The organism is Candidatus Cloacimonas sp. (assembly GCA_035403355.1).
Lineage (GTDB): Bacteria > Cloacimonadota > Cloacimonadia > Cloacimonadales > Cloacimonadaceae > Cloacimonas.
In genome coordinates this window covers 1-13174 of sequence record DAONFA010000004.1, presented here as the reverse complement: position 1 = coordinate 13174, position 13174 = coordinate 1, and the positions used below count along the sequence as shown (strand labels likewise).

At 40.9% G+C, this 13174-nt stretch carries 11 protein-coding genes and 3 tRNA genes; 7 read left to right on the top strand and 7 right to left on the bottom strand.

What is annotated here, in order from left to right; all coding sequences use genetic code 11:
- Positions 1-10: 10 nt before the first annotated feature.
- Together PLE33_02120 and PLE33_02115 are read left to right on the top strand one after the other, a co-directional pair.
- On the top strand, positions 11-460 hold the full coding sequence (locus tag PLE33_02120; GenBank protein ID HPS60042.1) for a DUF2147 domain-containing protein: 450 nt from the start codon (positions 11-13) through the stop codon (positions 458-460).
- A gap of 129 nt (positions 461-589) precedes the next feature.
- Complete coding sequence (locus tag PLE33_02115; protein ID HPS60041.1) at positions 590-1243, top strand: hypothetical protein; 654 nt, start codon at positions 590-592, stop codon at positions 1241-1243.
- A gap of 622 nt (positions 1244-1865) precedes the next feature.
- Here PLE33_02115 and PLE33_02110 read toward each other — a convergent pair.
- Complete coding sequence (locus PLE33_02110) at positions 1866-2303, bottom strand: Hsp20/alpha crystallin family protein (GenBank protein ID HPS60040.1); 438 nt, start codon at positions 2301-2303, stop codon at positions 1866-1868.
- Positions 2304-3185: 882 nt separating this feature from the next.
- Here PLE33_02110 and lepA point away from each other — a divergent pair.
- The 5 genes from lepA to rmuC all read left to right on the top strand — a co-directional run bounded on the left by lepA (position 3186) and on the right by rmuC (position 9704).
- Positions 3186-4985 carry a translation elongation factor 4 gene (lepA, locus tag PLE33_02105; protein ID HPS60039.1) on the top strand — a complete coding sequence of 600 codons (1800 nt, stop codon included), beginning with the start codon at positions 3186-3188 and terminating at the stop codon, positions 4983-4985.
- 1 nt (position 4986) lies between these two features.
- Positions 4987-6663, top strand: a complete 1677-nt coding sequence (locus tag PLE33_02100; GenBank protein ID HPS60038.1) for a POTRA domain-containing protein — start codon at positions 4987-4989, stop codon at positions 6661-6663.
- Positions 6664-6887: 224 nt separating this feature from the next.
- On the top strand, positions 6888-7082 hold the full coding sequence (locus PLE33_02095) for a hypothetical protein (GenBank protein HPS60037.1): 195 nt from the start codon (positions 6888-6890) through the stop codon (positions 7080-7082).
- A 501-nt stretch (positions 7083-7583) separates the two neighbouring features.
- Positions 7584-8309: an XRE family transcriptional regulator gene (locus tag PLE33_02090; protein HPS60036.1), complete on the top strand. Its 726-nt coding sequence runs from the start codon at positions 7584-7586 to the stop codon at positions 8307-8309.
- Between the two features lie 15 nt (positions 8310-8324).
- Complete coding sequence (rmuC, locus tag PLE33_02085) at positions 8325-9704, top strand: DNA recombination protein RmuC (protein HPS60035.1); 1380 nt, start codon at positions 8325-8327, stop codon at positions 9702-9704.
- A 69-nt stretch (positions 9705-9773) separates the two neighbouring features.
- Here rmuC and PLE33_02080 read toward each other — a convergent pair whose 3' ends face one another.
- From PLE33_02080 to PLE33_02055, 6 genes are all read right to left on the bottom strand, one after another.
- On the bottom strand, positions 9774-10454 hold the full coding sequence (locus tag PLE33_02080; GenBank protein ID HPS60034.1) for a thiamine diphosphokinase: 681 nt from the start codon (positions 10452-10454) through the stop codon (positions 9774-9776).
- The gene (locus tag PLE33_02075) at positions 10429-11328 is read right to left on the bottom strand and encodes a M23 family metallopeptidase (protein HPS60033.1); all 900 of its coding nucleotides are present in this window, start codon (positions 11326-11328) and stop codon (positions 10429-10431) included. The genes PLE33_02080 and PLE33_02075 overlap by 26 nt, the downstream gene beginning before the upstream one ends.
- Positions 11329-11394: 66 nt before the next feature.
- A tRNA-Glu gene (locus PLE33_02070) sits at positions 11395-11470 on the bottom strand.
- A gap of 32 nt (positions 11471-11502) precedes the next feature.
- A tRNA-Glu gene (locus tag PLE33_02065) sits at positions 11503-11577 on the bottom strand.
- A 6-nt stretch (positions 11578-11583) separates the two neighbouring features.
- Positions 11584-11658, bottom strand: a tRNA-Lys gene (locus PLE33_02060).
- Positions 11659-12682: 1024 nt separating this feature from the next.
- On the bottom strand, positions 12683-12871 hold the full coding sequence (locus tag PLE33_02055) for a transposase (GenBank protein HPS60032.1): 189 nt from the start codon (positions 12869-12871) through the stop codon (positions 12683-12685).
- Between the last annotated feature and the right edge of the window lie 303 nt (positions 12872-13174).

Here is a 13174-nt window from a genome sequence, read left to right as displayed (position 1 = left end):
GAGCTTTAAAATGAAGAAATATGTTATTCTCGGAGTGGGTCTGGCTTTATGCCTTCCAACTTTGCTTTTTTGCAAAGAGGATAGCAACCGCCTAATCGGCTATTGGCTAACCGGTGATAAATCAATGAAAATAGAGATTTATGAAAACGGAGACAGCACATTCGCCGGCAAAATTATTTGGCTGAAAGAACCCAATACTACAAACGGCAAGCCCCCAAAGGACATTAAAAATCCTGATGAAAAACTGCGGGAGCGACCTTTGCTGGACTTGGTTATTTTAACCGGACTTGTTCAGGATGGCAGCACCAAATACAAATCCGGCAAATTCTATGAACCCAATAGCGGAAAGACCTATTCCGCTAATGTAGAATTAGTTAACAATAATACTATCACTATCCGTTATTTTATCGGTGTGCCGACTTTAGGCAGAACGGATACCTGGACACGCAGTTCCCGTTAATTTTTGGGCAGGGAAAGTGATTTGCTTACCGCCAATGCTGCATAATTTGAAGTATTACCGAAAAGTTTTGACAGAATGCTGTCATAGCTGGAAAGAAATAAATCATCATCGCTAAAAAAAGGAGTTAAAATGAAAAGAGCTTATTTATTAATCCCCTTTGCCATTGTTATGATGCTGCTTGCCTCTTGTGCCACAACCGGTTCAGAGCAGGCAACCAAACTGGTTACCAAATATGATATTGCCCTTACGAAAGTTAGTAGAGGCGGAGATGAAACTACGCGTAGTAAAGCTCCCGTGGCTGATACCACTTTGGCAGATAAATTGCGCTATCATTACGACGATGAATTTATGCATACTATCTGGTATGCCTCGGAAAATGGCTTTGAATTAACCCTCTACAATGCCTCTAATAAAAATATTACTCTGGATTGGGAAAAGGGACTGTATATGGATTACGACAACATTGGTCATCGCCTGTTGATTTCCAGCACCTCTGATTCTGAAAAAGATAAGCCCCAGTCACCCAGCACAATAGCTCCCAGAAATAATCTCACGGAAACCATCTTTTCTGCCGACCATACCAATCCTTCCACTCTTTTAAGCGTTTATGTGCGCACTCCTCTTTTGCCCACTGAATACAAAAAGGCAGTTAGATTCAACGGCAAAGAATTGAAAATCCTGCTGCCGGTGACCGTTGACAATACCACCTACAATTATGAATTTACTTTTAAAGTAATTGGAGTTCGCCAGGTAGAGGCAAAAAGCAATTCCCTGTTCGGATAGCTATTAAACCCTTTTTCCCTATTGAAAAACAGCTGAGCTTTCCTGTTGAAGCGGGAATCCGAATGGAGGTTAGCCCTCTCGCCGCTTTTTCTATAAAGTTAGCAGAGCATTTCTGAGCTGATGTTTCCCCGGTCTTTCCTGCACAAGCGAAATTCAGGCAATCGGGAAATGATTACTGGATAAGCAAAGGGGAAACCGCATCAGCTAATTATTCCACTGCTTATTAGTATTTGTTACTGCGAAGTTCCTTTCGAGAACCACTCTTTTATGTATCATTAAAAATTGCTTAACGCTTCTTTAACAAAGTTAAGGCATCGTTAAAGGATCGTTAAAGCAGCGTTAAAGCAGCGTTAAACAAATGATTAAGGAACAAGTAATTGCATCTTTCGGATTAAAGTGCTAAGCGGGAAGGGGTAACTGCCAAAATAACCGTTCTCTACCTACGCACATTTTTGGCAGTGAGAACTTATCAAGTTTGTTTCATACAGATTGCGTAAATATAAATGAAAAAGGGGTGAAGAACATAAGCGATGCAGGAAAATTGATGTTCTTTAGAACCTGTTCATAAAAAAAGGATTGCGCCGCGATTGACGCAATCCTGTAGTTTTTTTGCCATAGTTCTTTATTCTATGGTGATTTCTTTTTTGGGAGAGGGTTCCTTTTTCGGAATCGTAAGTTTCAGCACCCCATCTTCCATCTTAGCTGAGATTTTGCTGACCTCAACATTTTCAGGAAGCAAGAGGTTACGGCGATAGCTGCCACTGTATCTTTCACAGCGGTAAACTGTGCCCTTGGTCTCTTCTTTGGTTACATCCTTACTGGCTTCAATCATTAGTTGATTGTCATGCATACTGATTTTGACATCGTCTTTCGTAAATCCGGGCAGATTTGCCAGAATTTGGTAATCTTTATCATGCTCCATAATATCAATTGCCATCGCCCGGAAATTATCTTCCTCTCCTTCTTCTTCGTAAAAACGATTGAAGAATTCGTCGAATAAGCTGAGCATATTGCTCATCGGTCTCAATTCGTTTGTTTTGCGATATGGTACGACTTTCATTTTGAACCTCCTGTTCATTTTATCGTTCACTATATATTATAATCCGGGTTTTAAAAAAAGCAAGAAAAAAATTAGCAGTCAAAGTAGATGAGTGCTAATTTCGTTTTGGGGAAAGGAAAAGAGAGGTTTTTTAGCCACCGAGGACACCGAAAAAATTGATACCACTGAGGACACTGAGGACACTGAGGACACTGAGGACACTGAGATTTGATTTTTACAAAGAGGAAAAGAGGAAAAGAGAAAAAGAGAAAAAGAGATTGTGGATGGCAATATAAAATGATACGAGTTGGCAAGCGAAAAGTGATACACTTGAAAAAAAAAAGGAAAACAAACTCTTTGCTCTCCGCCCTCTGCTAAAAGCCCCTTAGGGCGACACAAAAATAGCGATGGAGGCGTAAGCCCCTCGTAAAAACGCAGAAAAATGAACCTTTTGGCTCATTGCTCTCCGCCCTCTGCTAAAAGCCCCTTAGGGCGACACAAAAATAGCGATGGTGGCGTAAGCCCCTCGTAAAAACGCAGAAAAATAAACCTTTTGGCTCTTTGCTCTCCGCCCTCCGCTCTCCGCCCTCCGCTCTCCGCCCTCCGCTCTCTGCTAAGTTTCCGGTTCCCTAAGGGGCTACCCTTAAAACTTGCTCAACCTGCTAAACCTTATTTTCTTTATATGTCTTTTCTATATACTGATTTGGCAAAAAACCAGATGGTTCAAAATAAATCTTCACTCTTAGGATATGTTTGCATCTACAGCTTCGGGCTTGGGAAACAGGATGTTCTAAAATGTTCTAAAAAAGGATAATTGACAAAAAGGCAAGGCAGGTATTTTTGGAATCCAGTTTTCCGTTGCCCGGAGATGCTGTTTAATTTGATACAAATTAAGGAAATAGAATGAAAGAAGAGTTTATCCGCAATTTCTGCATTGTGGCACATATTGATCATGGAAAATCCACTTTGGCAGATAGATTTTTGGAAGAAACACATATTATCGGAAAAGGGACCGAGGTCTCTCAGGTTTTGGATAGTATGGATTTGGAACGCGAAAAAGGCATCACGATTAAAAGCCATGCCGTCCGGATGGTGCATAACTATCAGGATCAGAATTATGTTTTGAACTTGATTGATACTCCCGGCCATGTGGATTTTTCTTATGAGGTCTCAAGGGCTTTGGCATCCTGTGAAGGAGCAGTTCTATTAGTGGATGCATCTCAAGGAATTGAAGCCCAAACAATGAGCAACCTTTATTTGGCTTTGGATAATAACCTGGAAATTCTTCCCGTAATTAATAAAATTGATTTACCCAAAGCAGATATTGAAGGCACGGAAAATGATTTATGCGAAATCTTAGGTTGCCTGCCGGAAGAAATAATCAAAGTTAGCGCCAAAACCGGTGAGGGAGTAAAAGACCTTTTAGATGCTGTCGTCATCCGTTTACCTGCACCCCGGGGTAATCCTGAAACCGCTCCCCGAGCACTGATTTTTGATTCCTATTTTGATATGTATAGAGGAGTGGTGGTCTTAGTGCGTATTTTTGAGGGGAAATTACAAAAAGGTGATAAAATAAAGCTCTTTTCCACGGCAAGGGAATATGAAATTGAAGAAATCGGCTATTTGGGCTTAAAATTCTCTCCGCAAAATGAACTTACCTGTGGCGAAGCCGGTTACATTATTGCCAATATCAAAGAGGTCTCCGATGCCAGAGTTGGAGATACAATTACTTTAGCCAAAGGCGGTTGTGAAAATCCGCTTCCTGGTTTCCGAGAGCCCAAACCAATGGTCTATAGCAGTATTTTTCCTATCAATGGAGAGGACTATGAAAATTTGGTGGAATCCATTGCCAAGCTGAAATTGAACGATGCCTCGCTGATTTATGAAAAGGAAAGTTCTGCCGCTTTGGGTTATGGTTTTCGTTGCGGTTTTTTGGGAATGCTGCATTTGGAAATTGTGAAAGAGCGTCTGCTGCGTGAATATAATCTTCCCATTATGGCTACCACCCCCAGTGTGCGGTTTTTAATAAAACTGAAAAGCGGAGAGGAACTGCAGGTGAATAATCCTATTGATTTTCCCGATCCCAGCATAATTGAAAGCATTATGGAACCCTTTATGGATGCGGAAATAATTTTGCCTACAGATTATATTGGCAATGTGCTGAAATTGGTTCAGGAACGCAGAGGAGTTCAAAAAGATATTCAGTATATAGATGAAAAAAGGGTTGCCCTGCATTATGAATTGCCGTTAATTGAAATTATCTTTGATTTTTATGATAAACTGAAAACGGTTAGCCGGGGTTATGCCTCTTTGGATTATACTTTTAAGGATTACAGAGAAGCAAATGTAGTGAAAGTAGATATCCTGATTAACGGAGAAAAGGTTGATGCAATGAGCTTTATCTGCCATCAGGATAAAGCATACAACTGGGGAAAAAGTGTAACCGAAACCCTGGCTGAAGTTATTCCGAAACATCTTTTCAAGATTGCTTTACAAGCAGCCATTGGAGGCAAAATAATTGCCCGCAGCACTATTAATCCCGTGCGGAAAGATGTTTTGGCAAAATGCTACGGAGGCGATGTTTCCCGCAAAAGAAAGCTGCTGGAAAAACAAAAAGAAGGCAAAAAAAAGATGAAGGAAATTGGTTCGGTCTCAGTTCCCCAAGAGGCATTTCTGGCAGTTCTGAAAGCAGATAGAGAATAAGGTGGCTCGCTTAAATCACAAAAGTTTCCTTCTGCTTATTCCCGGATGGTTATTCTTACTGCCTGCTTTAGCTATAACTATAGGCACTATCAGCTTTACAGGTATTTCGGGAATTGAAGAAACGGAATTGCTGAAAGCCAGCGGTCTGCATACAGGACAGGAATTCAATGCGGAACTTATTGCCAATGCTACAGCTAACTTATATAAGTTTTTACAGGATGAAGGCAGATACTTTGTTATTATTTCTTCGCCGGAACTAATTCCAGATGAAACCGGAACTATTTCCCTGCTCTTTAAGATGCAGGAAAAAGCACCTTCCGATGAAGTTTACTTACACTTTCAAGGAATGCGGTATTTTAGTAATGCTAAACTTTTTCAGCTGTTGCTTCTTTCTCCGGAACAAAAATACCGCCTGAATCAGCTTGCCAAAATTATGCAACAAACCCTTTCGCTATATAACAACAGGGGCTATCTCTTTGCCAAAATTCAGCTGGATTCTTTAGTTTTGGAAGAGACACTAACTGCTTATATTGGCATTGATGAAGGTAAACCCCTCCGGGTAAAAAACTATATCTTCAAGGGTAATAAAGTAACCAAAGATAGAACCCTGCTGCAACTTTCTGGCTTGGAAAATATAGAAATAATCACTCCCGAGGTCTTAACCCAGGCGGAAGAAAACATCAGCCGCAAAAGTTATATCCGCACCTGCAATGTAGAACCAATTAACGAAAATACCTTGCTGATAAATATTGAAGAAAGCAAAATGACTTATCTGGAAGGTGTTTTAGGAATGAATCGCCTGAATGAAGAACTGAAATTTTCAGGGCAAATCCGTTTGCAGTTCTTAAACTTATGGGGAACAGACAGGGCTATTCTGCTTTTCTGGAAACAGATTCCCTCTTCCAATAGCGAACTTTCCCTGTCCTATCACGAATCTGGTATTTCCGGAATTCCTGTTGCCGGAGATATTGAACTTTATAGAGCTCAACAGGATTCTACCTGGATTCAAACCCGCGGGGGATTGAAAATCTACTATCAAATGCTGAAACACAGTTTGGGCATTGAACTGGCAACTGAATCCTTAACTCCCGGTTCCCGTCGTCCTGCCATTATAAATAAAGAAAAAGCACAAAGCGTTGGCGCTTTCTGGAATTACAGTAACTATGCGGGAGGTGTAAATCCCTATAAGGGTATGGATATGCAATTACTCTATCGCTTAACCGGAAGCAATCTGACAAAACATTTATATGGAGCTACCGAAGCAGGATTTAAAGGTTATATTCCGTTCAGCAACCGCTTTGTTGGTTTTTTGGGAATGGAAATCAGAAACCTGGAAAACAGAAATGCGGAACTTTGGCAACAATATAAGATGGGTGGCTACGGAACTTTGCGTGGCTATTATGAAGACGAATTAAGCTCCTACCGTTTGGCATGGATAAATTATGAATTGCGTTATCGGCTAAGCCCCGATTCGCGTATCTACCTGCTTTTTGATCAGGGCTTGTTAGGCAGAGAGAAAAATAAATTAAAATCTGATATCTTTGGTTTGGGCTGCGGAATGAAAATTAATACTCGCTTGGGAATTCTGGGTTTGGAATATGCCCTGGGCTATAGAGATAAACGCTTTGCTAATCTGGGTTCAGGGATGATTCACCTGGGCTTGGATGCTGCATTCTAAAAAAATTACTTGCCAAGATTTTAGTATCCTAAAATGATGTCCCCAATAACTAAGTATATAGATGTGACTAAGGACTGTGCGAAGGATAGAAAAGCTTTTAAAGCTTTATAAAACCTTCGATAGAACCGGCAAATTTTTTTATGTATTGCCAAAACAAAACACACACTAAAAAAAACAAAAAAAAACCTAAGTACCCGAAAGGGAATTTGCTTATGGAGGAAACAATGAAGAAAGTTCTCTTAATCACTTTGCTCGCTATGTTGCTGATCAGCACATTGGTTACTGGCTGCAAAAAGAAAGCAGAACCCCAGACAGAGGAAAATACAGTAGAAGAAACTGCTCCTGTGGTAACTGATACTGTTACAACCCCTGCACAGGGTCAAACTCCTGCAACTACTCCTGCCCCTGCAGGCAAGTAGTAATCAGCTAAAAACAATAGCGCAGTCCTTGAAAAAACGGGTGTCCACGGATACCCGTTTTTTGTTATAGGGAGATTTATTTTAGCCACCGAAGCCACCGAAAACACCGAAAAGATAGAAGCACGCAGATTACGCAGATTACGCAGATTTATTTTTAGCCACCGAAAACACCGAAACCACCGAAAAGATTGAAGCACGCAGATTACGCAGATTATGCAGATTTATTTGAAGAGTTATTATTACTTAGAGTAGAGCTTGATGGGCAAAGAACAGAATGCCCGTTCCGCAGAATATACAAAAGAACTTACCTTCTAAAAATGATAATAGGCAATTGAGGATGAACCGGTTTCCATCTTCCATCTCGCTATCTCGCTATTTCGCCATCTCGCTATTTCGCCAACCCGCAATTTAACTTGACAGATTTAGTGGCACTAATAATTATGGTTTCAGATGTTAAAAACACTTTATTCTAAGTGTGGCTAATATCTGAAGGAGTTAGTTATGATTGGAGAACGACTTAAACAAATAAGGCAGGCATTAGGTCTTAAGCAGATAGATTTGGCAAAGGTCTTAAAGTTAAATCCTTCTGCTATTTCTCAAATGGAAAGTGGACGCACCAATCCTTCTTTGGAAACGCTGGAGGAATTGAGTGTGAATTATAATGTGAATTTACATTGGTTAATAACCGGGGCAGGGAAAATGTTTAATACTGCTAATGGAGCAATTTCTCAGGATGTCGGTTCCTGGGATAATTTTCAGAAACTCTTAAATGACCGTTTGGAAGAGATTCTGCAGGCACGTTTAGACCTGTTGGATTCCGATACAGTAGAAATTCCTGTCAGCGGAGAAATTGCAGCCGGTTTGCCGATGGAAAATTACGGTGCCATTCTGGATGTGGTAACGGTGCGCCGTTCTTTGATTAATGGTTCTTTAAATAATTATGTGGCTTTAAGAGTGAACGGACGCAGTATGGAACCTGATATTAGAAATCAGGATGTAGTGTTAATTCGTTATTCTAATGAATGGCGTGAACTGGAAGGTAAGATTTGTGCAGTGCGCATTGATGGAGGTATAACACTTAAAAGATTGCTTTTGGATGATGCTAAAAGAACGGTGGTTTTAATTCCGATAAATGAAAATTACCAACCGATTATAGTTGACCCTGACAGTCACACCGATGTTACTTTAATTGGTTCAATGTATTTTTTGCTTAGATTTTTGCCTTAGGGAGGAAGCGGGAAAATGACCATAGTTTATCTTTTAATTGCTTTGGCAATAGGACTTTCCGTGCTCAATACCGTTATTCTTCTTTCTTTGCGTCATCAAAGAACAGGGGAAGACAGTTTAAGAGAATTGAAAGGTGCCTTTGAAACCTTTGAACGCTATAACCGTGAAGAAATGAGCAGTTTACGAACTGAACTTTTAAGAATTAGTGCCGAAAACCGAAAGGAGCTCAGTGATTCTATTATAGCTCAAAATGAGGTTTTAATAAAGCAAAGCACTGCCAGCAGGGAAGAACTGAATAATTCCTTTAATACCTTAAAACAACAGCTTAATAACGATTCTGCCACAAACAGAGAGGAACTGAAAAAAGCCCTGAATGACCTTTCTGAAAACTTCAGCCGCAGAATGACAGACCTGATAAATACACAACAACAGGAAGCAGAAACATCGCGTAAAAACCTGGAAACAAAAATGGAACAGATTCGTCAAAATAACGAAACCAAACTTGAGCAAATGCGTCAAACGGTGGACGAAAAACTGCACGAAACCCTGGAAAAGCGTTTGGGGGAAAGTTTTAAGCAGGTTAGTGAGCGTTTGGAACTGGTGCATAAAAGTATGGGCGAAATGCAAAATTTGGCAAATGGAGTAGGTGACCTGAAAAAGGTGCTTTCCAGTGTTAAACCGAGAGGAGTTTTGGGAGAAATCCAATTAGCTAATTTATTGGAAGATATACTTACTCCAGAACAGTATGAAAGGAATTTCCGTCCCAATAAAAACCGTGACGAAAAGGTGGAATTTGCCATTCGCCTGCCGGGGAGTTCAGAAAAGCAAAGTTATGTATATCTGCCAATTGACTCCAAGTTTCCGATTGAAGATTATCATAGAATTATCAATGCTTATGAAGAAGGCAATTTAACGGAAGTGGAAAATTCCCGTAAAAGTATGATTCAAAGGATAAAGAGTTGCGCTAAGGACATCCGGGATAAATATATCAATCCACCTGTTACTACAGATTTTGCTATGCTCTTTTTACCTTTTGAGGGTCTTTACGCAGAGGTCTTACGCAATGTGGGACTTTTTGAATCTATTATGCGGGATTATCATATAATTATTTGCGGTCCCACCACTACTGCAGCAGTAATAAACAGTTTACAGGTTGGCTTTCGCACTTTGGCAATTCAGAAAAAGACCTCCGAGGTCTGGAAAATCCTTGCCTCCATCAAAAATGAATTTGGTAAATTTGGAATTATTTTAGACCAAACCCAGAAGAAACTGCAGGAGGCATCAAATAACATTGAAAAAGCAAGTTTCCGCAGCAGGCAAATTGAAAAGCGTTTGGATAAAGTGCAGGAATTACCTGTGGAAGAAGCAGAAATAGAACAAATACTGGATGTTTGAGTAGCGGAAGAAAATGGTTGCTGACAAGGATGTCAGCCCTCAGAAAAACCAAGGTTGCTGACAGGGATGTCAGCCCTCCAGAACTGCCAGGCAAATTCCTTCTGTTTTCAGGATTTCGGCTTTAGCCGCAGTGATAATATTACTTATTCCCCGGGATTGATAATCCCTTATTATCAAGCTATCCAAAGGATATTTCAGGTTTTGAGACCGGGAAAAGACAATCCTTTCCGATAGCGGAATAAGGGATAGCAGCTTTCCTTGGCAATTGTTAAATTCAATGTTATCCGGTAAAATAAAAATGGACTGGTTTTCACTTTCAATCCGATAGGGAACAGGGTAGGGAATTTTTTCGCCTGCAGGGCTTTTTATTTTCAACAAGTTTATGGCAATTGCTAAAGCGTGGTCAAAACGACCTTGCATATCGTTGCAAATGATTATTTCACTATAACATTCCTGCTGTAAACACCACTCCAGTGCCAGTTCCGTATCGGTTTCGTTTTTTTCGGTGGGATGCCGATGGAAAGGGATATGGCAATATTTTTCCAGCATTTCGGGCTCTATAGAATCCAGGTCTCCAATCAGGATATAAGGATTTAAGCCCAATTCATCAATCTGGTCAATTCCTTTGTCCACAGCGATTAAATGGTCTGTTTTTTGGATATTTTTATAGCGGGAAACAATATCTTTAGGGGCGTGATTAGTAAAAATATAGGCGCGTGTTTTTTCAGCGCAAAGCATAGAGGGGCTCATCTATGCGATTTAAATAGGCAACAGGATTCATTTTTACATCGTTGTTATGCACTTCATAGTGCAAGTGCGGTCCTGTAGAAATTCCCGAACTACCCATTAAACCAATAATTTGACCCTTGATAACTTGATCGCCGGAACGCACCAGATAGCTGTATAGATGGCCATAAAGTGTCTCATAACCATTTCCGTGCTTGATTATTATTCTTTTACCATAACTGGTTTCATAATCCGTAGTTGTAACTGTTCCGGCGGCAGTAGCATAAACAGGAGTTCCCGGTTCATTAGCGATATCCAAACCATAGTGGAACTCAATTTCATTGCGAATAGGATGAACTCGTAAGCCCCAGCCGTCAGAAATCCTGCCGAAAGCAGGATAAATGGAAGGGATATAATCGGCGACATTTTCCCCTGCAGGTAAAACCGGAACAGCATTTTCGGGTTCTGAAATTAACACCAGAATTGCAGCCATTTTTGTTTCCAGGTCTTCCATCCGATTGCGTAAAGCAGGTTCAAAAACATATACCTTCTTTTCTCCCTGCTTAAAATTCAAAACAGGGTAATTTTCCGCTCCCTCATTCACCTTTATTTGCAAATTATCTAATCTTTTATAAATGGAATCCACGGTAGCGGCATAAAAATCAAGCTTGGCGCGTAACTCCTTATTTTCCGTTTCCAAACGCTTCAGCGAGGCATTGCGCTGAGCGTTACTGTTTGCGATAGTAAACATAAGGATAGTGGAAATAAGCAAGAATGCCAGGAAAACAATTAACAAAATCAAGGCATAACGCGGCAGTGTGAAGCTATGTTTAACTCCATCCATTCCAACTTGATAGCTGATTTTCATTTTTCCTTTGCCGATAAACTCGTTATCCATTTGCATCCTGTTCTCTTCTGTGTTTTATTATTTATATTGCAAAATACGAACCAATATGTAGATATTTGGCATCCCGTAGGGGAATCGAACCCCTGTTGCATGACTGAGAATCACGAGTCCTAGGCCACTAGACGAACGGGACAGCAATTGGATCATTAATTTTAACCTGTAAAATGGCGACCCCTAGGGGAATTGAACCCCTCTTGCAAGAATGAAAATCTTGAGTCCTAACCAATAGACGAAGGGGTCGCAAAATGGTGATCCAGGTTGGACTCGAACCAACGACTCTCTGCTTAAAAGGCAGATACTCTTCCGCTGAGTTACTGGACCATTTTTGTGCATATCTTTTAAGCTAAAAATTTGGAGGCAGGTTATCTGTCAAGGAAAATCATTTTCATCCCTTCAGAGCCCTCTATTTTTTGCGATATGCTGAGGATGAGATTCCCGTATCGTGCCCATATTGCGATACGGGAAAGATATGGGAATCATATCGGAGAGTTATTGAGAGCATTTCGGGTTTTTTCAGGTTTAAACTTTCCGCCGGTTACGATGTTATGTAGCCGGAGCTCGCTGAAGCTCCGTATTTTTCTTTCCGGAAGAACGACATCTTGTCGTTCATAACCCTCCACCGGTTACGATGTTGTGTAGCCGGAGCTCGCTGAAGCTCCGCACTTTTTATTCTGGAAGAACCCCATCTTGTCGTTCATAACCCTCCGAGGAGCTTACGCCTACATTGTGGATGGCAATAAAAAATGGTACGAGTTGGCACACGAAAAGTGATACACTTGAAAAAAATGGGAAAACAAACTCTTCGCTTTTTACTCAATGCTTGTATGCCCCTAAGGGCGACATCGCAATGTTTACCTCCTGGTCAACCCCTTCTTGTGCTTGAACGACGAGGACGTCGTTCTTCCGAATAAAAAAGCCCCTAAGGGCGACATCGCAATGTTTACCTCCTGGTCAACCCCTTCTTGTGCTTGAACGACGAGGACGTCGTTCTTCCGAATAAAAAAGCCCCTAAGGGCGACATCGCAATGTTTACCTCCTGGTCAACCCCTTCTTGTGCTTGAACGACGAGGACGTCGTTCTTCCGAATAAAAAAGCCCCTTAGGGCGACACAAAAATAGCGATGGGTGCGTAAGCCCCTCGTAAAATGCGGAAAATATATCTCTTCGCCCTCCGCCCTCTGCCCAAAAGCCCCTTAGGGCGACACTAAAATAGCGATGGGCGCGTAAGCCCCTCGTAAAAATGCAGAAAAAATATCTCTTCGCCCTCTGCCCAAAAGCCCCTTAGGGCGACACAAAAATAGCGATGGGTGCGTAAGCCCCTCGTAAAATGAAGCATAACCATCCTGCTAATGAAAATCCAATTTTGTTTTTTCCCGGAACCTTTTACTGGAATTTGCTTCTAACTTTTCCATAAATTTAACCAGACATAGTTCTTTAGGAGCCAGGCAAAGAATATGGATATGGTCTTCAATTCCACCAATGGCAAGAGGTAAGCCCTTTAAATTTATAAATAAACCATAGATATAGGCATGCATATCTTCAGCAAGTGGTTTTTTTAGCTAGGTCTTACGATTTTTGGTAGAAAACACGATATGAACAGCCAAATGACAAAAGGATGCAGGCATTTTTTTCTCCTTGATATTATTTATTTATAACTACGAGGGGCTTACGCCACCATCGCTATTTTTGTGTCGCCCTAAGGGGCTTGAGGGAACCGGAAAAGTGAAAAAAAATACTCTGTGTTTACTTTTCCCGAGGGGCTTACGCCACCATCGCTATCAATGTGTCGCCCTAAGGGGCTCAGGCTGTTGACAAAGCCCCTATTTTGAAGAACCTAA